This window comes from Bradyrhizobium elkanii WSM2783, from assembly GCF_000472865.1.
Lineage (GTDB): Bacteria > Pseudomonadota > Alphaproteobacteria > Rhizobiales > Xanthobacteraceae > Bradyrhizobium > Bradyrhizobium elkanii_A.
The window spans coordinates 162307-186334 of the sequence record NZ_AXAP01000003.1 but is presented as its reverse complement, the minus strand read 5'-3'; the positions used below and the strand labels follow the sequence as shown (position 1 = coordinate 186334).

24 protein-coding genes are annotated in these 24028 nt (G+C 62.5%); 7 read left to right on the top strand and 17 right to left on the bottom strand.

Annotated elements, in window-relative coordinates:
• Positions 1-29: 29 nt before the first annotated feature.
• Positions 30-995 carry a Bug family tripartite tricarboxylate transporter substrate binding protein gene (locus YY7_RS0104895; RefSeq protein WP_028162246.1) on the bottom strand — a complete coding sequence of 322 codons (966 nt, stop codon included), beginning with the start codon at positions 993-995 and terminating at the stop codon, positions 30-32.
• Positions 996-1164: 169 nt separating this feature from the next.
• On the opposite strand from YY7_RS0104895, the gene YY7_RS0104890 reads away from it, so the two are divergent.
• A complete protein-coding gene (locus tag YY7_RS0104890) occupies positions 1165-1938 on the top strand; it encodes an IclR family transcriptional regulator (protein WP_028162245.1) in 774 nt (257 codons plus the stop codon).
• Here YY7_RS0104890 and YY7_RS0104885 read toward each other — a convergent pair.
• From YY7_RS0104885 to YY7_RS0104860, 6 genes are all read right to left on the bottom strand, one after another.
• Positions 1935-3500 carry a flagellar hook protein FlgL gene (locus YY7_RS0104885; protein WP_028162244.1) on the bottom strand — a complete coding sequence of 522 codons (1566 nt, stop codon included), beginning with the start codon at positions 3498-3500 and terminating at the stop codon, positions 1935-1937. The genes YY7_RS0104890 and YY7_RS0104885 overlap by 4 nt on opposite strands.
• 7 nt (positions 3501-3507) lie before the next feature.
• Entirely contained in the window at positions 3508-5400 is a 1893-nt protein-coding gene (flgK, locus tag YY7_RS0104880; protein WP_028162243.1) for a flagellar hook-associated protein FlgK, read from the bottom strand.
• Between the two features lie 43 nt (positions 5401-5443).
• Entirely contained in the window at positions 5444-7303 is a 1860-nt protein-coding gene (locus YY7_RS0104875; RefSeq protein ID WP_028162242.1) for a flagellar hook-basal body complex protein, read from the bottom strand.
• Between the two features lie 234 nt (positions 7304-7537).
• On the bottom strand, positions 7538-7852 hold the full coding sequence (locus YY7_RS0104870; protein ID WP_028162241.1) for a metal-sulfur cluster assembly factor: 315 nt from the start codon (positions 7850-7852) through the stop codon (positions 7538-7540).
• The gene (locus tag YY7_RS0104865; protein ID WP_028162240.1) at positions 7849-8355 is read right to left on the bottom strand and encodes a DUF2249 domain-containing protein; all 507 of its coding nucleotides are present in this window, start codon (positions 8353-8355) and stop codon (positions 7849-7851) included. Before YY7_RS0104865 ends, YY7_RS0104870 begins: the two co-directional genes overlap by 4 nt.
• Complete coding sequence (locus tag YY7_RS0104860; protein WP_028162239.1) at positions 8352-9713, bottom strand: hypothetical protein; 1362 nt, start codon at positions 9711-9713, stop codon at positions 8352-8354. Before YY7_RS0104860 ends, YY7_RS0104865 begins: the two co-directional genes overlap by 4 nt.
• A 223-nt stretch (positions 9714-9936) precedes the next feature.
• On the opposite strand from YY7_RS0104860, the gene YY7_RS64340 reads away from it, so the two are divergent.
• Positions 9937-10068: a hypothetical protein gene (locus YY7_RS64340; protein ID WP_283806988.1), complete on the top strand. Its 132-nt coding sequence runs from the start codon at positions 9937-9939 to the stop codon at positions 10066-10068.
• Positions 10069-10267: 199 nt separating this feature from the next.
• Here YY7_RS64340 and YY7_RS0104850 read toward each other — a convergent pair whose 3' ends face one another.
• A complete protein-coding gene (locus YY7_RS0104850; protein WP_028162238.1) occupies positions 10268-10723 on the bottom strand; it encodes a pseudoazurin in 456 nt (151 codons plus the stop codon).
• A 188-nt stretch (positions 10724-10911) separates the two neighbouring features.
• Between YY7_RS0104850 and YY7_RS50775 the strand changes: the two genes are divergently transcribed.
• The gene (locus YY7_RS50775) at positions 10912-11634 is read left to right on the top strand and encodes a Crp/Fnr family transcriptional regulator (RefSeq protein WP_035689266.1); all 723 of its coding nucleotides are present in this window, start codon (positions 10912-10914) and stop codon (positions 11632-11634) included.
• On the opposite strand, the gene YY7_RS0104840 is transcribed toward YY7_RS50775, so the two are convergent.
• Positions 11631-11804, bottom strand: a complete 174-nt coding sequence (locus YY7_RS0104840; RefSeq protein ID WP_433994488.1) for a DUF1858 domain-containing protein — start codon at positions 11802-11804, stop codon at positions 11631-11633. The two genes, YY7_RS50775 and YY7_RS0104840, sit on opposite strands and share 4 nt — an antisense overlap.
• Before the next feature lie 205 nt (positions 11805-12009).
• On the opposite strand from YY7_RS0104840, the gene nirK reads away from it, so the two are divergent.
• The 3 genes from nirK (at position 12010) to hemN (ending at position 15558) form a co-directional block, all read left to right on the top strand.
• Positions 12010-13131, top strand: a complete 1122-nt coding sequence (nirK, locus tag YY7_RS0104835) for a copper-containing nitrite reductase (RefSeq protein ID WP_028162236.1) — start codon at positions 12010-12012, stop codon at positions 13129-13131.
• A gap of 95 nt (positions 13132-13226) precedes the next feature.
• Positions 13227-14060 (top strand): SUMF1/EgtB/PvdO family nonheme iron enzyme, encoded by an 834-nt coding sequence (locus YY7_RS0104830; protein ID WP_245287197.1) that lies wholly within the window; start codon positions 13227-13229, stop codon positions 14058-14060.
• A 145-nt stretch (positions 14061-14205) separates the two neighbouring features.
• On the top strand, positions 14206-15558 hold the full coding sequence (hemN, locus tag YY7_RS0104825; RefSeq protein WP_028162234.1) for an oxygen-independent coproporphyrinogen III oxidase: 1353 nt from the start codon (positions 14206-14208) through the stop codon (positions 15556-15558).
• A 233-nt stretch (positions 15559-15791) separates the two neighbouring features.
• On the opposite strand, the gene YY7_RS0104820 is transcribed toward hemN, so the two are convergent.
• The 6 genes from YY7_RS0104820 to YY7_RS0104795 all read right to left on the bottom strand — a co-directional run bounded on the left by YY7_RS0104820 (position 15792) and on the right by YY7_RS0104795 (position 21368).
• Positions 15792-17705 (bottom strand): nitric oxide reductase activation protein NorD, encoded by a 1914-nt coding sequence (locus tag YY7_RS0104820; protein WP_028162233.1) that lies wholly within the window; start codon positions 17703-17705, stop codon positions 15792-15794.
• A 10-nt stretch (positions 17706-17715) separates the two neighbouring features.
• Positions 17716-18528 (bottom strand): CbbQ/NirQ/NorQ/GpvN family protein, encoded by an 813-nt coding sequence (locus tag YY7_RS0104815; protein WP_028162232.1) that lies wholly within the window; start codon positions 18526-18528, stop codon positions 17716-17718.
• Between the two features lie 60 nt (positions 18529-18588).
• The gene (locus tag YY7_RS0104810; protein ID WP_028162231.1) at positions 18589-19935 is read right to left on the bottom strand and encodes a cbb3-type cytochrome c oxidase subunit I; all 1347 of its coding nucleotides are present in this window, start codon (positions 19933-19935) and stop codon (positions 18589-18591) included.
• Between the two features lie 40 nt (positions 19936-19975).
• Positions 19976-20428, bottom strand: coding sequence for a c-type cytochrome (locus tag YY7_RS0104805; protein ID WP_028162230.1), 453 nt, complete (start codon positions 20426-20428; stop codon positions 19976-19978).
• Positions 20429-20530: 102 nt separating this feature from the next.
• Entirely contained in the window at positions 20531-20797 is a 267-nt protein-coding gene (locus YY7_RS0104800; protein WP_028162229.1) for a cytochrome C oxidase subunit IV family protein, read from the bottom strand.
• 1 nt (position 20798) lies between these two features.
• A complete protein-coding gene (locus YY7_RS0104795) occupies positions 20799-21368 on the bottom strand; it encodes a cytochrome c oxidase subunit 3 (RefSeq protein WP_028162228.1) in 570 nt (189 codons plus the stop codon).
• Positions 21369-21528: 160 nt separating this feature from the next.
• Here YY7_RS0104795 and YY7_RS61780 point away from each other — a divergent pair, with 160 nt between their 5' ends.
• Positions 21529-21684, top strand: a complete 156-nt coding sequence (locus YY7_RS61780) for a hypothetical protein (protein WP_196237220.1) — start codon at positions 21529-21531, stop codon at positions 21682-21684.
• 15 nt (positions 21685-21699) lie between these two features.
• On the opposite strand, the gene YY7_RS0104785 is transcribed toward YY7_RS61780, so the two are convergent.
• Both YY7_RS0104785 and YY7_RS0104780 read right to left on the bottom strand, forming a co-directional pair.
• Positions 21700-23103 carry an amidase gene (locus YY7_RS0104785; protein WP_028162227.1) on the bottom strand — a complete coding sequence of 468 codons (1404 nt, stop codon included), beginning with the start codon at positions 23101-23103 and terminating at the stop codon, positions 21700-21702.
• An 88-nt stretch (positions 23104-23191) separates the two neighbouring features.
• The gene (locus tag YY7_RS0104780) at positions 23192-23953 is read right to left on the bottom strand and encodes an SDR family NAD(P)-dependent oxidoreductase (RefSeq protein WP_028162226.1); all 762 of its coding nucleotides are present in this window, start codon (positions 23951-23953) and stop codon (positions 23192-23194) included.
• Positions 23954-24028: the final 75 nt, after the last annotated feature.

Genomic DNA, 24028 nt, shown 5'->3' with positions numbered 1-24028 from the left:
GAAGCTTGACTGGCGTATGCGCGCCGGCCTCAATCGGCCCGGATGTTCGCCTTGCGGACGATGGGAATCCACTTGGCGTCTTCGCGTGTCAAATAGGCCGTGAACTCCACAGGTGACATCGCGACGGCCTCGGCGCCGAGCTTGTCGAATTTCTCGACGACCGCGGGATCCTTCAGGATCTCCGCCATGGTGTCGTGCAGCTTCGTTACGATCGCGTCAGGCGTACCGGCCGGCGCGAACAGGCCGGTGAAGGTCTGCGCATCGAAATCCTTGTAGCCGAGTTCGGCGAAGGTCGGCACGTCGGGCATCGAGGCGAGGCGATGCGCGCTGGTGACTGCAAGCACACGGACCGCGCCGCTCTTGACGAAGGGCAGCGCGACGGAAACCTGGTCGAACGCAAACTGCACCTGCCCGCCGATCAAGTCATTGGTCGCCGGCGCGTTGCCACGGTAATGCACTGTGACCCATTGCAGGCCGAGCTCCGATTGCGCCAGTTCGCTGAGCAAATGATTGGTCGTCCCCGCCCCCGGGGAGGCCATGGTGAGCTTGCCCGGCTCGCGGCGCGCTAGGTCAAGAAATTCCTTCAGCGTCTTTGCCTGAACGGAGGGATGAACCTCGAGCACCAAGGGCGTCATCGAGATGGTCGTGATCGGGAGGAAATCCCGTTTCCAGACATAGGCCTCGCGCTTGTTGATCTCGGGGGCGAACAGCACCGGGCCGTTGGCGCCGATGAACAGCGTATAACCATCCTTCGCCGATTTCGCGAACGCCTCGCCCGCGATCAGGCCACCGGCGCCGGACTTGTTCTCGACGATGAAGGCCTGCCCGAGCCGTTGCTGCAGCTTGTCAGCCACGATGCGGGCAGCGCTGTCGACATTGCCGCCGGCGGGATATGGCACGATCAAGCGGACATTGCGCTCCGGCCATGTCTGGGCCGCGACCGGTCCAATGGCCATCGCCGCGACGGCCGCGACCACAACAGCGAGAAACCTCATGTGACATCCTCCCAAAGCCGCGGCGGATGAGGTCTCCACCCTGTTCTCGTTGAGTGTCCGATCGGGATCGTCTAGCCGACGCCTCGATGCGATGCGAGATCATTCGGCGAGCGGGCTTTACTTGTCGACGGCTTTGCGCCAATTCTGTCCACATTATGGACAGCAAGCCATGACCACGGAACCGAGGCAAGGTGCCCAGGCGATCCGGCGAGCGCTGATGGTGCTGCGCATCCTCGCCGCTGGCAGGGAGAGCGGAGTACCGCTTACCGAAGTGGTGCAGGCGACCGGGCTGACGCGGCCGACGGTGCACCGGATCGTTCACGTGCTGATCGAGGAAGGCATCGTCGAACGGCACGAGAAGACCGGCCGCTATGCGATCGGCGGACAGGTGCCGGAATTGGCGCTGGCGCGCCCCTCGCGTTCACCCCTGCTTGCCGCAGCGGACGATATCCTGGCGCGAACCTCGCAGCGGGTCGGCGACACATTGTTCCTGACGGTACGTACCGGCAATGATACGCTATGCGTCGATCGCAGGATCGGCTTCTATCCGATCCAGGTGCTGTCGATCGAAGTCGGCGCCAGACGTCCGCTCGGCGTCAGCAGTGCAGGTGTTGCGATTCTTGCCGCGATGCCGATGCCCGACGCACGCAAGATCGTGACTGCCAATGAAGTGCGGTTTGCCGGGTATCGCACCAGCGTGGCGACGGTGCTTTCACAAATCGCCTTGGCCAAGCGCAGAGGCTATAATCTGCGCGAGGCCGGTCTGGTGCAGGGAACGAAATCGCTGTCCACCTGGATCAAGACCCCCGATCGCCAGCCGGCCGCGGCGATCACCGTATCAGCCGTTCGCACGAGACTCGGACCACGCCGAGAGCAAGAAGTCGCCGAGATTTTGCTGGAGGCGGCACTCGCGATCGAGAAGAAAATTGAGTCTCTCCCTTAGAGGAACTTGACCAGACTCATCTGGTAAAGCATCGATGTCGTTTGATAAGACGCCTGCAGTGCAGTCTGCAGTGCCAGGATTTTGGTCGCGACTTCGTCGTCATTGATGCCTTCGATCGAATCCAGCATCGTTTGGGCCATCGCCTTGGTCTGAACCTGCCGATCGGTAGCCGCTTTGATCGAGCCCTGCGCGCCGGCGAAGTCGGCCTGGATATTTTCAATCGTGGTCCCCGGCACCGTCGCCAAACTGTTTGCGACGCGCTGGTTGAGCGCAGTAACCTGGGCATTCGCATAGGGATCCGTTGCCGACGTGGTTACGGCCGCAAACACTGCCACTGTCTGCAGTTGCGACCGCAATGCCGGTTCGTCGGCTCTGGCGCCATACTGCACCGTGATGGATGTATCGATCTGGGCTACCGCCGATCCGCGCGCCGGTCCGTTCGCCGCAGTATTCTGTTCGCCGTTGTACCAGATCACGGTGTTGTCGGGAGTGCCGGCCACAAGCGTGGTGGCCGACGCAAGCGGCGTCGTCCCGACGCGCAGCGGAGGTTGATCGAAAAAGTTCTCACCGGCTTCCATCGCCGACGCCGCCACCATCGGACCGTTCGCCAAATTCTTCATCGAGGTCCCGAGCGCCGTGTTCAGGTTGGCCGCGGTCGCAGTGGTATCGGCACCAATCAGGAAGCTGTTGGCGGCAAGCGGCGTGGTGTTCGATGCCGTCATGACGATATCTTCCTTGGTGCCATCGGGCATGGTGAAGGTGAACTTGACCTGGTCACCCGGCTTCGGATTGGTCGCGCCAAGATCGACCGACATGGACTTCTGCACCGGTGTCGCCGGTGGCGCCGGCGGAACAGTCGCGGGCAGGTCGACGGGCTGGGTGACAGTAGCGCCCGTTATATTTGTGGATACGCCGGTGAGCTTGATCCCGAACGGCTGCGCCTGCTGCGGAGGCGCCGGTGTTGCATCCTCCTCGGTGAGAACAACTGAAGTTGCCGGCGCACCGACGGCACTGCCGACGCGACCGTTCTGATTGACACCGAGATCAGCGATCTTTCGCTCGGCGATGACCTGCTTCAGTCCGGCTACCTGCGCGCCACGACCGTTCATGATCTCATCGGCCGATGCCACAGGGGCGGTATCCGTAGCACGGCCGGAAAACAGATAGCGATCGCCTGACTTCGCGTTGAGCATGTCGACTGAATCGGTGAAGTCGAGCAATGCGGTCTTCTGCCCCGAGGTATGACCCGCATCGTCGAGATCCGAGCTTGCGCTGACGGCGGCGCCCTTCACTTCCGACCCGATCTTCACCAACTGCTGCAGTGAAAGGTTAGTGACACCAATGCGCGTGTTCAGATTGGTCGCAGTATCGGAATAGGCTCCTATCCCTGTGATCTGCGCGCGTAGCGCGATCGCAAGACTGCGACCACTACCCTGCCCCGCGTAAGTATTGGAGATCTTGCCGGACGCGAGTTGCTGCGTCAGCGTATCAAGCTGACTGCGCAAATCGAGAATGCCCGAGCCGATGTAGGATGTGCGTTGACTAACCCCGGATATCGTCATGGCTGCCTCACAATACCTGCATCAGAGTTTTGTACATGTCGTTGACCGCCGACATCACGCGCGCGTTTGCCGAATAAGCATTCTGTAACGACAAGAGATGCGCCATCTCTTCATCCATGTTCACGCCCGAGGACGTCGACATCTTCTGCTGGAGCGTGCTGAGCACGACGTTCTGACCATCGGCAAGCTGCTTCGCCGCGTCGGCATCCGCCCCCTGCTGACTGGTGAATTGCCGCATGAAGCTGAGCAGCGTGCCCTTGAACGGTGCGCTCGCACTACCAACCCCGCTCTGCGCACCGAACGTGTAACTCGCGTTGCTTAGCTGATTGAGGATGAACGAGGGCCGTGTGGTGTCTCCTGCGGGCGTCGAACTCCCGTACGTCACGAGCTTGGCAGGATCATTGATCAGCGCGCTGTTGACGGTCAGGCGTCCCGCAAGACCCGTTATCTGAGATCCGGACGCGCTGATCGCACCGCTGTAAGGTGCCCCGCTATCAGTGAAGAGGGCGATCTGCGGGCTGCCATCGTTCAACGCATTCGGGTTCTTGGTGACCGTAACCGAAGCGCTATCGATCCGGGCGAAAGCGGGATTGCTCAGAACGCTCAGCGATGTGCTTGTTCCGCTGAATGTGACGCTGCCGCCCAGTGCAGCATTGAGCTGATCGAGCACCGACGAGAACGATCCGGAGAAATCGATCCCGATCACCTGATCATTCGGATTCGCGGTCGTATCGTTCGACAACGGCAGCACGCCGGGGTCATCAACGCGCACGAAGGAGATTTCGCGCTGCTGATTGGTCGCCGCATCAGTGTAAGTGAGATGGATGACGTTGCCGGATTTCATGCCCGAGATATCGAGCGCAAACCCCGAAGGCGTTCCGGCCGGGACTGGCGAGCCCGTTATCGGCGTGCCCGCTGTTGTCTGATCGGACAACGCGCTCGACAGCGACGCAGCAAACTGGTCGAGCTGGTTCTGTGCCGTGACTAACGTCTTGTCTCGTAGCTCGGTATAAGCCGCGATCTTGCCCGATTTGATCGCACCGGTAGCCGTGAGATCGATCGATGCGCCGCTGCCCGGAAACTCAAGTACGACGGAGCCAAGCTGGCTCTGATTGGGATCGCTGCTCCACGTCGTATTTGCACCAACGGTGGCCTGAGCATTGAACGACAGGGTCGCGGCTTCGTTACCCACGAGCTGGATGCCGGAGCCGGTAAAAACCGTGACCTGGTTGACGCTATTGGTCGTGACACGGATGTCCATCAGCTCTGAAAGCTGATTCACATATTGATCGCGTTGATCGAGCAATGCGGCGGTCGACGCATCGGTAGACGTGCCGCCGGATGGATTAGCCATCAATTTGTTGTTGATTGACGCTATCTGCTTGAGCAGATTGTTCGCCGTCGTGACCGAGTCCTTGATGCCGGTCTCTGCGGTCCCGCGCAAGGTTTGAATACCTTGCGTCATCGAGTTCAGTTGTTGCGTCAGCGTCGACGCCGCGTTGAGAACGCCTATTCGGGCCGACTGGCTGTCAGCGCTGGTATTGAGCGCCTGCAGCGCCGTCGTGAGGTTGTTAAATGCGCTCTCCAGCGTTCCGATTGAACCCGGATCTCCATAGAGGCTTTGCAGTTGCTGCAGAACGTTCGAGCGAAGCGAGGCGTACGACGCGCCCGACGTTTCCGTGCGCAACTGCGCCTGGATATATTGATCCAGTTCACGATTGATCCCGGCGACGACAACGTTGCTGCCATGCGCACCGGCATAGGACGTGACCTGGTCGACCGTCTTGCGAACGTAGCCGGGCGTTTCCGCATTGGCGACGTTCGACGAGACCAGCGAAATCGCCGCCTGATTGGCGCGAAGGCCGGACATGGCGATGGCGAGGGCGTCATTCAGACTCATGACAAGACTGCTCTCAAGCGGTTACGTGCGCGCCCGGTGTCAATTACCGCATCACGTTGAGGAGATCCTGGACCATCGTGTTCGTTGTCGTGATCACCTTGGTGTTCGCCGAATAGGCCTGCTGCGTCACGATCAATTTCGTGAATTCGTCGGCGATATCCGTGTTCGACGATTCCAGCGACGAGCCCGAAATGCTCCCGCCTTTCCCATAGAGCGCGTCTCCGGATTCGTTGGTCACTTCAAAGGCGCCGCCGTCGACACGCTTCAGGAAGTTGGCGCCGTTGAAGGTAGCAATGGAGACCTCCGCAAGATCGATGGTGCGGCCGTTCGAGTAGGTGCCGACGACACGTCCCTCGTCGCTGACCGACACGCTTTGCAGTTGACCCGCGGCGTAACCGTCCTGCTGCAGTTGGTTCACCTGCACGTTGCCATTGGTGTCCGCAAACGACGTTAGTCCGCCGGTGCCAAATGCCATTGTGACGTTACCGAGGCTGGTCCCATCCACGGTAAGCCCGGACAGCGTGATCTGACTGACCACCGGCTGCATCTGTCCGTTCGGACCAAACTTGAAGTCCGTTCCGACGTTCTGCCAGGCAACGGTGTTTCCGGTCGCGTTGGAATTGACCTGGTAGAAGAGATTCCAGGTGTCCGTCCCACCCATGGTGGACGATTCGACTTTGGCCCATCGGAACTGCAGGTTCACCGGAGCGCCATTGCCGTCATACACGGTCCTCGCGCCCCCGCTGATCGACTCATCCAGAAAGGCTTGCTTGTCGCTGCCAATGACGACGCCGGTGCCGGCTGTCCCGCCGCCGGCGCGCATCCCTACAACGGTGCCCGAGAAGCCCAGCGCTTGAAACGCTGCGACAGCCGATGCGGATGAACCTGCGGCCAGGCTGAAGTCATTTGCCGTACCCGTATTCAAGGTGATTGCGCCGGTGCTCGACACGCTGGACGCCGGTGATGGCGAAGCATTGCCTGTGAGACCGTCAATTGTGGTTAAAAGGCTTCCAACCGTCGCGGTGGAGAGATCGACAAAGGTAGTGCCGGCGACAGGCGCGGGCGCGGCTCCAGTATAGAATGAGATGGTGTCGGTTGTCGTGACACCGCCCGTGGTGGTCTTCAGCACCAGAGTGTTACCGCTGGCAAAGCCCGCCGTGAGCGAATCCGTGCCCGCCGCACTCACGAGGGACGTTGCTGCGGAAATAGGTTTCGCGATCGTCTCGAGGTTGTTCCGCGCATTACCGGTCACGGGTGTGTTGGCAAACGGCGTCGCGGCCGTTCCAAGGGTTCGTGGATTGGATATAAAATCGGCAGGCCTCAGCAATTCCGAGCCTGGCACTGACGCTTGGCGCTTGGCTGTCAGCGGGGTGCTGGCGAGATTGGCGCGATAGTCGATCTTGGTGGTTGCTTGCGACGGCAGGAAATCGTTCTGGAACCTCAGGACTTCCGGCGTACTTCCGGCGGGATTTCCGGTCGTCGGATCAATCTTCACGCCCTCGAGATAATAGCCGGCACCGTTAACGAGGTATCCGTTTTGGTCCAGCGTAAAGTCGCCGCGCCTTGTGTACCGGTTGACGCCGTCGAATATCGGCTGGTTGTCGGACATGCTGCCCGGCTTTTGCACGGCGAAGAAGCCGTCGCCGTTGATCGCCATGTAGGTGGAGACCGAAGCCGACTGAACGGAGCCGGCAATCGTGTTGGTGCTGCGCGAGTTCGCAACCACGCTTCCGGCGAGCTGTGCGTTCGTGCCAGTGTCTGGAATGAGATCAAGGAAGCTGGTGTCGATCCGCTTGAAGCCGGTCGTCTGCGAGTTCGCGATGTTACCGGAAATGTTTTCCAGCGCGTACGAGTTTGCCCGCAGTCCGGCGACGGACGTGGTCAGGGCGCCGAAGATACCCATTACATCATCTCCAATTGGATCCGGGCGGCCGCCGGGATGTTTTGGGTGTCATGGCCGCAACCGCTGCGATCGTTGCAAGCCGCCTGCCAACGAAAAAGCACAATGAAGTCAGATAGATAAATCTGCGAGATACCGGCGAAGCCGGATCAAAATTGCCGGACCGAGCAACTTTTGCCGACCTGTTCGCGTGTCGTGAATGCGACGTCCCTTGCCGGGGATGTCATATTCCCGAGGTCAATTGACTGTAGCGAAGCCGAGCGAGTCGCGGACGGCCGGCTCAATGCGTTCTGGCGTCCACGGCGGATCGAACGTCATCTCGACATCGACCGAGCCGACGCCCGGCACCTCCGCGACACAGCTCGTCACGCCTTCTTGCAGGAAACCGGTCGCGGGGCATCCCGGGGTGGTCGCCGTCATTGTGATGCGGACGGCGTCTCCGACGACCGAGATGTCATAGACGAAGCCGAGATCGACGATGTTGTGACCGAGCTCGGGATCGATCACGACACGCAGCGCGTCCCGAATCCGGCTGGCGAGTTCGCTTGTCATGACGGAGCCCTCACCGTCAGTTCGTAGGTCGCGCCGTCAGGCGTGAACCCGCCGAGCCAGCGATATCCACGCTTCTCGAGCTGCGGGAACAGAAAGACGGGCTCGCGGCGCAGCAGCGCGGAAAGAGTCTCGCCGGGACCCAGTTTCTCGGCGGCCGCAAGGATCCGGACCATAGGCTCAGGAGGATCGAGATCGCGATTGTCGAGCTTCACGGCGGGCTCCGGCCAATTGTCGAAGCTCGGCGTTCCGCTCGGAGCGGCCGTGTTCTCCGTCGCCTCCGCCGGCGTGAACAGAACTTCCCATTCGCCGCCGTCGAGCGCGCGCTCGGAATGCATGAACCCTCTCTCTGCCATCACGGCGAATAGCGGGATCGGCTTGAACGTGGCGTAAAGGCGGAGCCCCTTCCCTGGCTCCAGGCGTTCGATTGCGGCCATGATGACCGAGAACGGCTCGCCGCCGGTGCGCAGGATCGGACGGACATCTACGTCGATGTATTCGGTCATGCTTCTTCCCTCCGTTTCGTTTTAGTTCTTGCAAACAGCAGATGGGGCGCGCGGGCGCCGCCCGGAAAGCGCAGCGGGTTCGCGACATCAGCGAGCTGCCGTGTCCGGATCACTTCGCGAACGATGCCGATAACTCCGGCCGTCATCGCCATCGCAGCCGCTTGGAATCCCGACGGTTGGTCGACCAGCAGCATCAGCGTTCCGGTCCAGACGGCCGCGTAGTAGATCACGAACCACTTCGATGCCCTCCGCTCTGCGACGAGGTCCTGAACGCGGGGAGTCGGAGTTCGTCCCATCACCGGACCATAGGTCTCGAGCCAGGTCAGGAAAGCTACGATCTTGTAGAGTTTGGCGAGGACCAGGCCCGACAGCCAGCCGAAGACAGCGAGGAAGACGAACGCTCCGACATGCGCGGTAAAGTCGCCGGTCACGACAAGCGCTGCACCCAGAAGCGCAGTTGCCGCCAGGCTCGCGAAAGACAGCGTCGCCATCCGCGTGTTGAGCTCGAGCTGGCGCCGCTTGCGAGCGCGGAAGATTGCGAACACGTCGCGCCCGTATAGGGCCGCAGTCACGAGGCCAAGGACGGCAGCTATCGATAGCGCGACATTCAGTCCGGCAAAGACCTCGATCGCGAGCACACCACCGACCACTGTGACGGCGATCGCGAGCCCGCCGGCCAATAGCGTCGTGCCGCTTTTCCGGTCGTCGACGTCAGGCGAAAGCATGAACATGGACAACAGTCGGTAACTGACGCCCATCGCCGTCATCGTCAGCCAGCCGCCAAGACCGGCGATCGCGTGCAACGGCACGCCGCCAGCCAGAATCGATTGCCCGGCCGATCCCGCCCACCCCGCCAGCGCGAACGCGAACATCGCGCCGAAGGCGACGGTGACACAGAGCGAGGCCAAGCCAACGAGGACAAAGCGAGCCGGCCCCACCGGCCGCAGCCATGCGGTCAGCCCGAGATCGACGACGATCAGCCCGAATCCAGCGATCAGCAGGACTGCGCCGAGCGGAAGCAGCCACAGCCAGGCCGGCAGCCGACCACCCAATGCCAGGAAGCCCGCGAGCAGCGAGGCGAGACCGGCGGTCAGAAGACCCAGAGCAGGCAAAGCCCACTTCTCCGAGAACAGCGGCTTCGCCACGAGCACAGGCACGAACTGGAACAGCGCGCCACACATTGCGAGGCTCAGCCATCCGATGCAGACCACGTGCACGAGGACGAGCGTGTCCGGCGATGCCAGATCGGCCGCGGGAAAACCGACGCCCGCAACCATCAACGCCAGCGCGACGAACAGCCAGGCGATCGCCATCGCGAAGTAGCTCATCGTCCATCGTGATATGCTGGCGCCGATCATCGTGATCTCGGAAACTTCTCTGCATCGTCGCTTGATGGCGGTAACCGTAGGTCGCCGCGATCACAGGCTCTTTGTCGGAGCACAAATTGCAGTGTCCTTCACGTAGGTGTTTGATCCCCGACAAAGATCGCAACGCCCCTGATCTGCAATATTGGATGCGTCATCAACGGAGGACGCGATGCGGATTTTCGAAAGATTGCGACGACGCAGCCGAAGAGATCGCGTGATCGAACGCAAACTTTTCGAGGCCATCACCGACGATATTCTACGGAAGCTCGAGGACCGAACGTCGATCCTGATTTTCCCCGAAAGCAAGGCTGCCTGCTGTCCGGTCGAAGAGAAGGTGCGTCAGTAGGTCCGGCTTTGCGCTATATCAATGCGCCTGAGGCCTTTCGCAATGAGGATTGCGATCTTGAACCCGACCGTGCACGCACGGACGGGTTTCTGGCGCTGCGTTTCTCGTGCCGGCGAGTCCGGCGTCTGTTACGACGTTTGGATGGACGAGGCGGTACTCGTCCATCCGGCTCAGAAGCGAAGCTGGGGCCGATCAACCGTCACTTGGACGCGGTCTTGCCGGCTTCGAGTTTGTCGAAGAGCGTCGCAAACACCTGCTTTGCCTTGCCGCTCTGTGGGACCGCCTTGGCCTGATCGACGTTGCCGGGCGTTCCGACCACGATCATGGCGACCATGCCCATGCCGTAGTGAGGCAGACATTTCACGCCGTAGACACCCTCCTTGTCGAACTTGACGGCGATATCTTCGCTGTTCTTGCCGACGAAGGGCGTTGCGCCGTCGGGAAGCATGCCCTTGATGGACTCGGCGTTGTGGCCCTTGTCGGTGGACAGAAACTTCACCGTGTCGCCGGGCGCGATCTTCACGAAGGACGGCTCGAATACCATCACACCTTCGGCCCCCCTGTTCAGGAGCTTGACTTCCACGTCCGCCGCCTGGGCGCTTCCGGCCAGGATTAGAACCGCCGCAGCGCCCGCCAATATCACAATTTGTCTCATGCTTTCCATTTCCTGAAACTTGCGCCCGAACTCCACCGGGCTCCCGCGTGTCAGATATCCCCGCCTCGCCCCGCCCAGGTTGCGCCAGCTCAACTTCGTCGTAGAATCCCGGGCTAAGAACCTGACGAGCCGTTGAGGCTTGCATCGGCCGCGGATAGTCCCCGCGGCATATTGGAACGAGGATATTCATGGCCGCAGTCGACCGCTCGCTGGTCGCGAACCTGCCGATGTTCGCCGGGCTTACGCCGACCGAACAGGACGAACTGCTGCGCGAGGCGCGCTCGATTCGATACTCGAAGGGAGCCGCGGTGTTCGACCAGGGCGCGGAAGCGGATCGCTTCTTCGTTTTGCTTCATGGACATCTTCGCGTCGAGAAGACCACATCGCAGGGGCAGCAGTCCGTGGCCCGCTACGTCTCGGCCGGCGAGCTCTTCGGCGTCGCGCAGGCCATGAACCTGACGCACTATCCGGCAACGGCCGTCGCCGCCGTGGACAGCATCGCGCTCGCCTGGCCCTCATCGTCCTGGCACCGGCTGATCGTCAAATATCCAAGCCTCGCCAGCACCGCGCTTCAGACTGTGGGGAGCCGTCTTCAAGATACGCAGGCACGCGTCATGGAGATGTCGAGCGAGCAGGTCGAGCAGCGCGTCGCCCATGCGCTGCTGCGCCTCGCCAAACAGGCTGGCAAGAAAGTCGATGCCGGTGTCGAGATCGACTTCCCGATCAGCCGGCAGGACGTCGCCGAGATGACCGGAACGACGCTGCATACGGTCAGCCGGATTCTCAGCGCATGGGAGCAGCAGGGCCTGGTCGAGGGTGGCAGGCAGCGCATCGTTCTGCGCGACACACATCGGCTGCATAGTCTCGCCGAAGGCGAAGAAGCCGTTCGGGCAAACAAGCGCGCGCCTTAAGCCGCTCTCGCCGTAAGCTTCGACACGAAGACGTCGGTGTCTACGCCGTGTTCGCCGCATGCTTCTTCGATCGAGTGGAAAGCGCCGATCGGACAGCCGACACAGAGCATCCTGAAGTCGAGAAAGACACCTATCGCGAGCGGCCATCGACGCATCACGTCGTCGACCATCATATCCGCGGTAGGCACTGCGTTCGATTTCATGTCGCTACCTTAACGTGTCAGCCCTCAGTTCTCTTTGATCATCCGCAAATTCTCAAGCAGATCGCTTCGTCGAACAAATCGACATCTCCTTGTTCCAGCGCAACGTGCTTGGCGACCAGATCGCACATGATGCACGCATCGAATTAGGACGAATGAAGCGATGGAGTGCATCATGCTGACGAGAAGGACCGCCCTGATGGGAGCCGCGATCGCGGCGCTGATGATAAGTGCGCCGGCGTTGGCTGCCGACGACCTCAAGCTGCCGCGCGAACGAGTCGAGCTGGTCGCGCCGCCCTTCGTGCATCCGCACGAACAGGCGACCAAGGCCGGACCGAAGATCGTGGAGTTCAAGCTTACGGTCCAGGAGAAGGAAGTCGTGGTCGACGACGCCGGCACCAAGTTTCATGCGATGACCTTCAATGGCTCGATGCCGGGCCCGATGATGGTGGTGCACGAAGGCGACTACATGGAGCTGACGCTGGTCAATCCCGCAACCAATTCCATGCCGCACAACATCGACCTTCACTCGTCGACCGGAGCGTTGGGCGGTGGCGCGCTGACCAAGGTCAATCCGGGCGAACAGGCGGTACTGCGCTGGAAGGCGACCCGTCCGGGCGTCTTCGTCTATCACTGCGCTCCGGAGGGCATGGTCCCATGGCACGTGGTCTCCGGCATGCATGGCACAGTGATGGTGCTGCCGCGTGATGGATTGAAGGACCGTGACGGCAAGCCGCTGCACTACGACAAGATCTTCTACATCGGCGAAAACGACCTCTACATACCGAAGGACGCAAACGGCAAGTACAAGACCTACGACACGGTCGGCGAGTCCTATGCTGATACCACGGAGGTGATGCGCAAGCTGATCCCGACGCACGTGGTCTTCAACGGGCGGGTCGGTGCGCTGACCGGCAAGAATGCATTGACCGCGAAGGTCGGCGAAACCGTGATGATCGTGCATTCGCAGGCCAACCGCGACACTCGTCCGCACCTGATCGGCGGGCACGGCGACTATGTCTGGGAGACCGGCAAGTTCAACAACCCGCCGGAGAAGGATCTCGAGACCTGGCTGGTGCGCGGCGGTTCGGCGGCAGCCGCGCTGTATACCTTCCGTCAGCCCGGCGTGTACGCCTATCTCAACCACAACTTGATCGAGGCCTTCGAACTCGGAGCCGCCGCGCACATCAAGGTGGAAGGCAAATGGAGCGATGACCTCATGAAGCAGGTCTCTCCTCCCGGCCCGATCCCGGCCGACAAGCTCGGCGCCGCCGACCCGGTAACCCTAAGCCGGTAGGTGGAGCTGAAGGAACGGCCCGCGGTCCCTACCCGCGGGCCGTTTCACCAATCGGAGGCGACATCATGCTCATCCTGATGAAAATGAAGACGGCCATGCTCGCCGGCGCGCTGACCGCGCCGATCCTGGCGACCGTGTTCTCGCCCGCGCCTCCGCAAGATGACAACGGAACCGTACGCCTCTCTCCCGCTTCCTTCAGCTATCGGGCTGCCGGCGATTTCTCGCGGGATGACAGACCGGTCGAAGGACCCCTGCGCAAACTCCGCCTGCCTGCTGATCTCATCGTCATGAAGCGGCAGGTCACGGTCGCCGAGTACGTGCGCTGCGTCGACGACGGAGCCTGTCCAAAGGTGTCGGTCCCCAACGGCTCCCTGGACGTGCCCGTCGTCGGCGTCAGTTGGCACGACGCCTCGGCCTATGCCGCATGGCTGTCGCGCAGGACCGGTGTTACCCATCGCCTGCCGACCGACGAGGAGTGGACATTCGCGGCCGCCGAGAAGGCGCGCGACGAAGCGTTGCCGCTGGTCGACCCCGCGGATCCGGCGCAGGCCTGGATCGCCCGATATGAAGCCGAATCCGCCCGCTCCAAGCCCGCCGAAAAGGCCGCGCAGCCCGGCGGCACGTTCGGCACGAACAGCAACGGACTGGACGACGTGGCCGGCAATGTTTGGGAGTGGACGGATAGCTGCTTCGTCCGCGCCTCGCTCGACGACAGAGGCGAGCGGATCACCAACACGAATTGTGGGGTCCGCGTCGTGGAGGGAGCCCACCGCGCCTACATGACCGACTTCATCCGTGATCCCAAGTCCGGCGGATGCGCCGTCGGCATTCCGCCGACCAATCTCGGCTTCAGGCTGGTCGTCGAGCCTTCCAGCTCGGTCACTGCTGCGATCTCCCGGAATGTGGCGAAGCTGCTGCCGCGAACCTGAGCGGCCGAATCTTCACCTCTCCGCTTGCGGGAGAGGGAGCGCAGCCTTACCGGGGCTACCTCTCAACCTGATATGCGATTGAGCTAGAACAAAGTCATTCCCCCACGGGTCCGATAGATCATGCGGAGACGAAGGAGGAAGGCAGATGCGATCCGACTTGGCGCAATCCTACGGGCAGGACCGGCTGCCGCGCTACACCAGCTATCCGACGGCCCCGCATTTTTCACCTGCGATCGGCGAAGTCGATTATCGGCAGTGGCTCAAATCGATACCCATTCGCCAGCCGGCGTCACTCTATCTCCACGTCCCGTTCTGCCGAGCCATGTGCTGGTACTGCGGATGTCATACATCCGTAAGCAAGCGTGACGAGCCGATTGCGATCTACGCGTCGGGCCTGCGCACGGAGGCACTCCTTGTCGCCGAGACGATTGGACAAAGGCTGCCGCTCTCCCATATCCACTTCGGCGGCGGCACTCCGACAATCATGTCGCCGGAGACCTTCGCGGACCTCATCGGTGCCTTGCGCTATTCGTTCTTCGTGCTGCCGGAAGCCGAGATCGCCGTCGAGATCGATCCCCGCACGCTGACCGAGCCGATGGCGGAGGCGCTGGGCTATTGCGGCGTCAACCGTGCAAGCCTTGGCGTCCAAAGCTTCGATCCGGCCGTGCAGCGCGCCATCAATCGGCACCAGAGCCATGAGCAGACCGCCGCGTCCGTCGAGCGGCTGCGCCGGGCCGGTGTTCGCAGGCTCAACTTCGACCTGCTCTACGGCCTGCCGCTGCAGACGGTGGATTCCTGCCTGGACACGGTTGCAAAATGTGTCGAGCTGCGTCCGGATCGCTTCTCGGTGTTCGGCTACGCGCACATTCCCTCCTTCAAGAAGCACCAGCGCAAGATTGCTGAGGAGTCCTTGCCTGACAGCATCGAGCGGCATCTTCAGTCCGAAACGATCGCGCAGGCGTTGCTCGATGCGGGCTACATGCGCATCGGCCTCGATCACTTCGCCCTTCCCACCGACAATCTTGCCGTGGCGAGACGCGAAGGCAGGTTGCGGCGGAATTTCCAGGGCTACACCGACGATTCGGCCGACACCCTCATTGGCCTCGGCGCCAGCGCCATCGGCCGCATGCCGCAAGGTTTCGTGCAGAACGCCGTGCCGACGCGTGACTATCTTGCGCGCATCGTCGAGGACCGGCTCGCCACGGTCAAGGGCTACGCCTTCACCGAGGAAGACCGCTTCCGCGCCGACATCATCGAGCGGATCATGTGCGATCTTGCGGTTGACCTCCCCAAGGTATCGCGGCTGCACGGCCGTGATCCACAGTCAGCTATCGTCGATCGGTCGCGGATCGAGAGCCTCATCGCCGATGGCGCTGTGACGATGTTCGGTGACCGCCTCGCGGTCAACGATGGCGCCGAATTCCTGGTCCGCAGCGTCGCCTCAGCATTCGACGCGCATCTTCCACGATCTGTGGCCACACACAGTCGCGCGGTTTAGAATTGCCAAGGCAAGAGCGTGTTGAGATCAGGTCGCGTTGGCGCCACGTCGGAAGTGCTTCACCTCTCCCTACGGGAGAGGTGAAGGGCGCAGCGCCGGGTGAGGGGTTACGGTTCCTCGATGGAGTTCATCCCCCTCACCCGGATCGCATCTCACGATGCGATCCGACCTCTCCCCGATGGGGAGAGGTAAGCACTGGGTCACGCCGATTCGAACAAATCATCACGCTCCGGTTATTGCGTCAGCTGCCGGTAGAGCGCCGGCAAGGCGGCTGGCAGGCGTCGGATGTTGCCGACGATCGCAAAGCCGCTTCGCCCGAACAGCGTCGGAAAATAGCTCTGGGCGGTCGCATCGATCGTAACGCCGAAGACTGCGGCGCCGAGCCGGCGCGCCTCCTGGACGGCCTTGCGGGTGTCTTCGATAGCGAAGCGCCCCTCATAATGGTCGACGTCGTTCGGCTTGCCGTCGGTGAGAACGATCAGCAATTTCTTTCGCTGCGGCTGCGCCGCAAGTTCCGACGCGGCGTGGCGCACCGCCGCGCCGATGCGAGTGTAGTATCCGGGCTTGAGTGCCCCGATGCGCCGCTCGACCTGCGCACTCATCGGCTCTCCGAACGCTTTGACCGTCTCGAGCCGCACCCAGGAGCGACGGCGCGAGGTGAAGGTCAGGATGCTGTGGTGATCGCCGCAGGCCGACAATCCGTGAGCCAGGACAAGCAACGCCTCCTTCTCCACGTCCAGAACGCGGTACCCATCGACCCAGGCGTCGGTCGAGAGCGATACGTCGACGAGCAGCGTCACCGCCAGATCGTGACCTTGCGGCCGCATCGCGAGGTGAACGCGATCGAGCGTGCCGCTGCCGGCGCGGAGATCGCAACGCGCACGGACCAGCGCGTCGATGTCGAGATCGTGCCCGTCGGGCTGTGCCCGCGCGAGCTCGTGGCGAGGCCGCAGCGCATCGAACTGGCGCCGCACTTGGCGGATGCGGCGGCGCGTGGCCTGGTCGGCCGCCCAGCTTTCGCCGGTCTGGCTCGCATGCGCCGTCAACACGCGGCAGTGGTCCTGCAGATAGATGCGGCCGCGATAATCCCATTCCGGGTACAGCCGCTCGCCGTCGAGCCGCGAGGGGTCGACCGCTTCCGGCGGCAGGTCGAGATCGAACCTCAGCTTCGTCGCAGGTTTTCCGCTACGCCGCCCGATCGATAGTTCTTCCAGATCGTCGGCCGCCTTGCGCGCGTTCTCGTCCTCGGTATCGTCGGAGGGGCGATCAACGTTCACCATCTCCGCCATGGCCAGGATCTTCTCGAAGCGGTTGAGGATGAACGGATCCCTCTTGTCGGCTCCGTTCTCCCGCTCGCGGGTCGCAAAGCGCTTTCGCGAGTCCGGCGCATCCGCCTGGGCGTCGTGCGAGACATCATCCTGATCCTGAGATATCTGGGCGAGGTCGCGGGTCCAGCAATCGCCCCACAACGGGCATGGCAGCACCGGACGATATCCGGGCGGCGCCCGTTCCGGCAGCGCGTTCTCGCCGATCAGCGAAAACCACAGATCCCCTCGTGGCGGCGCCGCGGCGCCCAGCAGCGCGAGCACGATCTGTTCGACCTCGCGCTCCACGCGAGGCAATGGCCGCTGCGGCCGACCGGATGCCACCGCCGCCGCAAGTCGTGTGTAGGAGCCGGCCAGTCCCGGAAAACGGGCGGCGATCATGGCGGCCGCGGCACGGGCGCGACGTAGGATGAGGAGATCGCGCCGCAGCGGATCGGTCTCGTCTATCGGCGCCAGCGGCACGGTGGCAAACCAGGCAGCGAGCCAACGATACAGTGCCGCGTTCAGGTCGCGATCCGGAAACAGAGCGATGCGCTCGGGCAGAAACACGGTCGCCGCGTCCCGTCCGGGATGGGCAAGGGATTCGTCACCGAGGCCAATTCGCTGCCTCCAGGCGAGCCGGTGCCCGGATTTGCGGGCGCCCGCGCCGGCGAGCGCGACGCCCGCCTCGCCGCCGAGCGCGCGGAACATGACGGCGATCTGTCCCTGCATCTCGGAGAGTGCGACCGCGTGATCGGCGTGAACCGGATAGGACGCGGTCGCGCCGACCAGGCGATGCCACGCACGGCCGACGGTCTCCTCCAGCTCGAGAAAATCCAGCATCGACGCTCACCTATCCAATGACGGCCCGTGCGACCTCCACCAGCGCGGCCTTGACGTCGCTATCATCAGTCAACGGCTCAATCATGCCGGCGAGGACGGCCTCGGTGACGGAAAGACCGGCCGCGACGAGGGCGGCGGAGTAGACGATGAGGCGCGTCGAGACACCCTCCTCCAGGTCATGTCCCTTGAGCGCGCGCAGACGTCCGGCGAGCTGCACCAGCGCCCGCACGCGATCCGGCGGAAGCCCGCTTTCCGCCGATACGACGGCGATCTCCTGCTCCGGCGGCAGAAAGTCGAACTCGATGGCAACGAAGCGTTGCCGTGTCGACGGCTTCAATACCTTCAGCAGACTCTGGTAGCCGGGATTGTAGGAGACGACCAGCATGAAGCCTGGCGGCGCGACAAGCTCCTCGCCGGTGCGCTCCAGCGGAAGGATCCGGCGGTCGTCCGTCAATGGATGCAGCACCACCGTCACGTCCTTGCGGGCTTCCACCACCTCGTCGAGATAGCAGATGCCGCCTTCGCGCATCGCCCGGGTCAGGGGACCGTCCGTCCAGACCGTGTCGCCGCCCTTGAGCAGGTAGCGGCCGGTGAGATCGGCCGCGGTGAGGTCATCGTGGCAGGCGACGGTATGCAAGGGGATCCCGAGGCGTGCGGCCATGTGGGCCACGAACCGGGTCTTGCCGCAGCCGGTCGGGCCTTTCAGCAGCACCGGCAGGCGGTGACGCCACGCGTGCTCGAACAGCGCGCACTCGTTTCCGCTCGGCACATAAGCTGGAATCTCCGAAGCGGGGCCTGCCACAGCCTGAAAGACGGATTTCATGATGGTTCTCCGGGACATCGAGGGAATGGCGGCCGCGACGCGCGCGGCCGCCGCGTTGCTTTACTCGGCGGGCTGCAGCGCTCCGCCGGCGAAGGACCGCTTCTCACGTCCGGGCACCAGCACGGCCCAGACGAACATCAGCGCGGAGATCGCGACGAACACGCCGGAGCCGAGACGGATCCAGTAGAACATTGCGAGCTGGTCCTGCACTTCCATGTAGCTCTGGCCGAGCACGCGCTGCAGATGGACCTGGACGATGCCGGCGAAGGTCAGCGCGAAGGTCATCGTCAGCATCGCCGTGCACATGATCCAGCAGCTTGCCATGCTGAGCCACTGGTTGTACGGCGCGCGTCCGCGTATCTCCGGGATCGCGTAGGCCATCACCGCGAGGTTCAGCATCACATAGGCGCCGAAGAACGCGAGATGCCCGTGTGCGGCGGTCACCTGGGTGCCGTGCGTGTAATAGTTCACCGAGGACAGGGTGTGCAGGAAGCCCCACACGCCGGCGCCGAGGAACGCCATCACCGAGCAGCCGACGGACCACAACAGCGCCGCGCGGTTCGGATGCTTGCGTCCGGCCTTCCAGGTCATCTGCACGGTGAAGATCACCATGGTGAAGAAGGGCGCGACCTCCAGCGTCGAGAACAGCGAGCCGATCCACTGCCAGTATCCCGGCGCGCCGATCCAGTAGAAGTGGTGGCCGGTGCCGAGGATGCCCGAGAACAGCGCCAGGCCGATGATGACGTAGAGCCACTTCTCGACCACCTCGCGGTCGATGCCGTTGAGCTTGATCATCAGGAAGGCGAGCACGGAGGCCATGATCAGCTCCCAGACGCCCTCGACCCACAGGTGCACGATGTACCACCAGTACATCTTATCGACCGCGAGATTTGCCGGATTGTAGAATGCGAACAGGAAGAAGATCGCAACGCCCCACAGGCCGAACAACAGGATGTTCGTCACCGTGGTCTTGCGCCCCTTGAGCGCCGTCATCGTCACGTTGAACAGGAACATCAGGCAGACGACGACGATGCCGACCTTGATGATGAAGGGCTGCTCGAGGAATTCACGCCCCTCATGGTAGTGGAAGAGATAGCCGACGACCGCGGCGCCCGCGGCGCCGAAGAACATCCAGAACTGGATCTTGGCGAGCAGCGGACTGAAGAGCTCGGTCTCGGTCTCCTCCGGCAGCAGGTAGTAGGTCGCGCCCATGAACCCCATCAGCGACCACACGATCAACGCGTTGGTGTGTATCATCCTGACGATATTGAAGGGCAGGAGGACCGAAAGCGTGTTCGGCAGGACGTAAATCGTGCCGGCGAGCAGGCCGAAGATGACCTGGGCGAGGAAAAGCGTCAGCGCGCCGTAGAAATACAGCATCGCGACTTTTTGGGTCTGGTATTTCATCGAAAAGCTCTCTTGTTGAAGGGCTGTCGGGACGCGGTGCTCATCCGGCCTTGTTGGGTGGCCAGTCCTGGCGCTTGATGGTGCTGGTCCATTGCAGGAAGTCGGCGAGATCGTTTAGCTCCTGATCGGTCAGGTTGAATTGCGGCATCTGCCGCCGGCCCGGCGCGCCTGACGGCTGCGACTGCATCCACGACTTCAGGATGTCCCTTGCCGCGGCCGGATCTTCCTTGCCGCCCCAACGATCCCACACGTTGCCGACCTCAGGCGCGAAATAGGCGCCCTCGCCGAGCAGCGTGTGGCAGTTGATGCAAGAGTTCTTCTCCCAGACATGTTTGCCGCGCGCGACCGAATCCGTCAGCGTCGAGGCGTTGGTCGAGGTGTTCACCATGTAGTAGTGGCTGTGGGCCGTCAGGCCGAGAAAGATCGCAAAGAAGAAGGCGGATCCCCCGTAGAAGACGTTCCGGGCAGCCGTTTTCGTGAGGCGTTCAGCCATCACCTATCCTTTCCCGTTGTGAGTGGTGCGAGCGCCCGGCCAATCTACGCAGCAGTCCCGTCGGTTCTTTGTGCTGGAGCAACCAGCGCCACATTCGACGCCTCAGATCAGCAATCTCGCGACGGAGGCCGCCCAGGCGAACGATGCGACGGCGAGCACCCAAGCGGTGATCAGTCCGCGCCAGATCGCGGGCACGGAGCGAAGTCCGAGGAAGTCGAGCAGGATCCATCGCCCCTTCAGGGCCGCGAGCCCGAGCACGACGATATTGCCGAGCCATGCAATCGGCACGCTTCGGGAAGCGATCAGCGTCGCGATCGCGAGGCCGATCAGGAGGATCAGGGTCGTTTCGAGCGGATGACGGGCCATCATTTCAGCGCACCAGATAGATGATCGGAAACATCAGGATCCAGACCAGGTCGACCATGTGCCAGAACGACGTTCCGGTCTCGACCGCGCCCCCTTCCGCACCGCGCTGAACCACTGCCAGGATCACCATGCCGAGCACGACGTGCAGCAGGTGGAAGCCGGTCAGCAGGAAGTACAGCGTGAAGAACGTGCTGGTCTCCAGTCCCGCACCGGCCGCGATCTCGCCTGCATATTCGAGCAGCTTGATCGCAACGAATGCGCCTCCGAGCACGATCGCAAGCCCCAGCCAGCGACGGCACGCCGCCGCTGCACATGCGCGAGCAGCTGCCGCTCCACGTGCGGCGGCCCACCCGCTGGTCACCAGAACCAAGGTGTTGAGCGCCGCGAGGCCCGGATCAAGGACGGCCTGGCCGGAGGCGAAGATGGCAGGATTGACGGCGCGGGCGACGGCGAATGCGCCGAGCAGCAGGCCGAAGACCGCAAGCTCGCTGAAGATCAGCACCCAGATCATGGGGTCGCCGGGGAGTTCAGCCAGCAGGCCGCTTTCCTGCACTTCGCAATCTTGAGCCGACATGGATCCTCCGGGCGGGGTTCTGCCTCGGATCGCTATCGGTGACGGGAGCCGCGATCTTTGTCCCCGGACAAAGACGGGGACAGCCTGCCGCGTAGGGTCCGGTCAGCACGGTCGCGCGAAGGCGGACGGCGTCAAATTGCAGGTAATCGGAGTTGGAACCATGAGCGACGCGCAGGTCGGCCTCGTCACCGCGACGCCTCTGATCATGATCTTCGCCGGCGCGCTGCGAGTCATGGGCGTCCTGTCGACCACCGCAACGGTCTCAGCGATTGCACTGTCGGCCGCAATCGCCGCGTTGCTTTTCTTGACCCAGTAGCCGGTCTCCGAACGGTCATCCAATCGGCGGCCGCAGGGTATGCCAGTCAGTCGTCGACTGGAACGCATGGGCTGCGCGAGCAAGCACATCCTCAGAAAGATGCGGGCCGACCAACTGCATGCTCAGCGGCATCCGATCCGACGCCATACCCATGGGGAGCGTGATCGTCGGACTCCCGCTGAAGTCGAACACCGCGGTGAAGCGCAGGATGCTCAAGAGCACGTTCGGATCGGCGCCGTATTCACTCATCTTCGCAAGGCTCGGAATCGGCACCGGCATCGTCGGAATGAGCAAAAGATCGATATCCCCAAACAACGCTGCCAGGCTGCCGCAGAACTTGAGGCGCTCATGATGAATAGCCGCGATTTCGACACCGCTGACCGACCTGCCCTGCTCGATCAACTGCGCAAGGTCCGGACCGTATTCCGATCTGCGTGATGGATAGGTCTCCAGGTGCGCTTCCGCCGTCTCGACCGAGCACATCGGGATCCATAGGCTGACGAGTTTCTCGTAGGAGGGAAATCGAACCCCACGGATTTCGGCACCGAGCTCCGCCAGCGTGCGTTCGGCTTCGAGCAACGCCGCCACCACTTGCGGGTCGATTCCGTCCTGCGTGTATTTGCGATCCACGCCAATCCTGAGGCCGCGTACGCCATCGCCGATTCGGGCCAGATAATTCGGAACGGGAGCCTGCAGAGCCGTCGGGTCGTTGACATCCGCGCCTGCGATCACGCCGAGCATCGCTGCGGCGTCCGCAGCGCTTCGACACATCGGCCCGACATGGTCGAGCGAGTCCGCCAGCGGGAAAACGCCGTATCGACTGACCCGACCCCATGTCGGCTTGATTCCGGTCAATCCGCAGGTCGCCGATGGAAACCTGATCGAACCGCCGGTATCGCTTCCGATCGATCCGTAGCAGAGCCCAGCAGAGGTGGCGACACCCGATCCGGTCGACGAGGAGCCGACCCAGTAATCCGCATTCCAGGGATTGAGCGGGGCCTGATCATCAGGATGATGGCTCGTATAGGCGCCTTCCGTCATCTTGAGCTTTCCGAGCGTGACCGCGCCGGCGCGCTCGAGCCGATCAACGATCGTCGCATTGAAGGACGGCACGAACGTCGCATGAACCTTGGTGCCGCCCGCCGTCGGCGCAAATGTCGTGTAGCACAGGTCCTTCAGACCGATCGGAACGCCATGAAGCGGGCCGCGCCAAATGCCCTTGGCGATCTCGCTGTCATGCTTCCTTGCCTGCGCCATGGCCCGCTCCGCGAGGACGACGGCATATCCGTGCAAGCCTCCATCGAGCTTGTCGATACGGTTCAACGTTGCTTCAGTAACCTCTGAAGGCAACAGCTCCTTGCGGCGAAACAGTTCGGACAGTTCAGATATGGACTTGTAGTGCAGTTGATCCGCAGACATGTCGAGTTCCTGTTGTCATCGGGAATGCGCTCGCGCCGGCGCTATATGCTTCGTCATCGAGCGCAAGGATGTCGCGTTCAAACTCCGCCTAGAACTGGACACCTCGTGTCAAGGCACCGTCCACGACAAGGTTCGTTCCCGTGATGAAGCTGGCGGCCCGGCTCGCAAGGAACACGGCGGCATTCGCCATCTCCTGCGGCGTGCCCATCCGTCCTGTCGGATTGAGCGCCAGCGCACTCTTGTACAGTTCGGGATTGCTGTCCTTGATCATGTTCCAGACACCGCCCTCGAAATAGGTGTTGCCCGGAGACACAGAATTGGCCCGTATGCCCTTCCCGGCAAGTTGGTAGGCCAAGCCCTGCGTATAGTGGATGATCGCCGCCTTGAAAGTGCCGTAGGGGCCGCTCGCAAAATCGACCTCGCGTCCCGACACGCTGGAGATCGTCACGATCGCAGGAGCGCCGCTCTTTTCCAGATATGGCATCGCGGCATTCACTAGGCGGACCGTTCCCATCATGTCGGTGGAGAATTCCTTCTCCCAGCTTTCCTCGTCCTGCCCTATGGAAAGGGCGCTGACATTGGCGACGACGACATCAATGCCGCCGAGCTTCGATGCCATGTTGCTCACCCAGGCCTTGAGTGCCGCACCATTGGATACATCGACCGAACCGCCAAACGCCGCAACGCCCTTTGCCTTGAGGGCGGCGACCGTGCTGTCCACGTCCGCCTGATTGCGCGCGCAAATTCCGACATTGGCGCCCTCAGCGGCGAAGGTCTCGGCGATCGCCCTGCCGATGCCCTTGGTGCTGCCCGTGACGAGAACGTTGGCTCCTTTAAGACCTAAATCCATGTTCGTCTCCTTCCCTGATCATTTTGATTTCAAACGACCCGTTCATGAACAACAAGGCGTGTTGCTGGAAGAAAG

Coding starts and splice junctions, on each gene's coding strand:
- YY7_RS61780 (WP_196237220.1), top strand. CDS start 21,529: ATGAGCGACGCGCAGGTCGGCCTCGTCACCGCGACGCCTCTGATCATG.
- YY7_RS0104780 (WP_028162226.1), bottom strand. CDS start 23,953: ATGGATTTAGGTCTTAAAGGAGCCAACGTTCTCGTCACGGGCAGCACC.
- YY7_RS0104830 (WP_245287197.1), top strand. CDS start 13,227: ATGCTCGCCGGCGCGCTGACCGCGCCGATCCTGGCGACCGTGTTCTCG.
- YY7_RS0104805 (WP_028162230.1), bottom strand. CDS start 20,428: ATGGCTGAACGCCTCACGAAAACGGCTGCCCGGAACGTCTTCTACGGG.
- YY7_RS0104795 (WP_028162228.1), bottom strand. CDS start 21,368: ATGTCGGCTCAAGATTGCGAAGTGCAGGAAAGCGGCCTGCTGGCTGAA.
- YY7_RS0104840 (WP_433994488.1), bottom strand. CDS start 11,804: ATGGTCGACGACGTGATGCGTCGATGGCCGCTCGCGATAGGTGTCTTT.
- YY7_RS0104875 (WP_028162242.1), bottom strand. CDS start 7,303: ATGGGTATCTTCGGCGCCCTGACCACGTCCGTCGCCGGACTGCGGGCA.
- YY7_RS0104885 (WP_028162244.1), bottom strand. CDS start 3,500: ATGACGATATCCGGGGTTAGTCAACGCACATCCTACATCGGCTCGGGC.
- YY7_RS0104785 (WP_028162227.1), bottom strand. CDS start 23,103: ATGTCTGCGGATCAACTGCACTACAAGTCCATATCTGAACTGTCCGAA.
- YY7_RS0104890 (WP_028162245.1), top strand. CDS start 1,165: ATGACCACGGAACCGAGGCAAGGTGCCCAGGCGATCCGGCGAGCGCTG.
- nirK (WP_028162236.1), top strand. CDS start 12,010: ATGCTGACGAGAAGGACCGCCCTGATGGGAGCCGCGATCGCGGCGCTG.
- hemN (WP_028162234.1), top strand. CDS start 14,206: ATGCGATCCGACTTGGCGCAATCCTACGGGCAGGACCGGCTGCCGCGC.
- YY7_RS0104860 (WP_028162239.1), bottom strand. CDS start 9,713: ATGATCGGCGCCAGCATATCACGATGGACGATGAGCTACTTCGCGATG.
- YY7_RS0104820 (WP_028162233.1), bottom strand. CDS start 17,705: ATGCTGGATTTTCTCGAGCTGGAGGAGACCGTCGGCCGTGCGTGGCAT.
- flgK (WP_028162243.1), bottom strand. CDS start 5,400: ATGAGTCTGAATGACGCCCTCGCCATCGCCATGTCCGGCCTTCGCGCC.
- YY7_RS0104895 (WP_028162246.1), bottom strand. CDS start 995: ATGAGGTTTCTCGCTGTTGTGGTCGCGGCCGTCGCGGCGATGGCCATT.
- YY7_RS0104865 (WP_028162240.1), bottom strand. CDS start 8,355: ATGACCGAATACATCGACGTAGATGTCCGTCCGATCCTGCGCACCGGC.
- YY7_RS0104815 (WP_028162232.1), bottom strand. CDS start 18,528: ATGAAATCCGTCTTTCAGGCTGTGGCAGGCCCCGCTTCGGAGATTCCA.
- YY7_RS0104850 (WP_028162238.1), bottom strand. CDS start 10,723: ATGAGACAAATTGTGATATTGGCGGGCGCTGCGGCGGTTCTAATCCTG.
- YY7_RS0104800 (WP_028162229.1), bottom strand. CDS start 20,797: ATGATGGCCCGTCATCCGCTCGAAACGACCCTGATCCTCCTGATCGGC.
- YY7_RS50775 (WP_035689266.1), top strand. CDS start 10,912: ATGGCCGCAGTCGACCGCTCGCTGGTCGCGAACCTGCCGATGTTCGCC.
- YY7_RS0104810 (WP_028162231.1), bottom strand. CDS start 19,935: ATGAAATACCAGACCCAAAAAGTCGCGATGCTGTATTTCTACGGCGCG.
- YY7_RS0104870 (WP_028162241.1), bottom strand. CDS start 7,852: ATGACAAGCGAACTCGCCAGCCGGATTCGGGACGCGCTGCGTGTCGTG.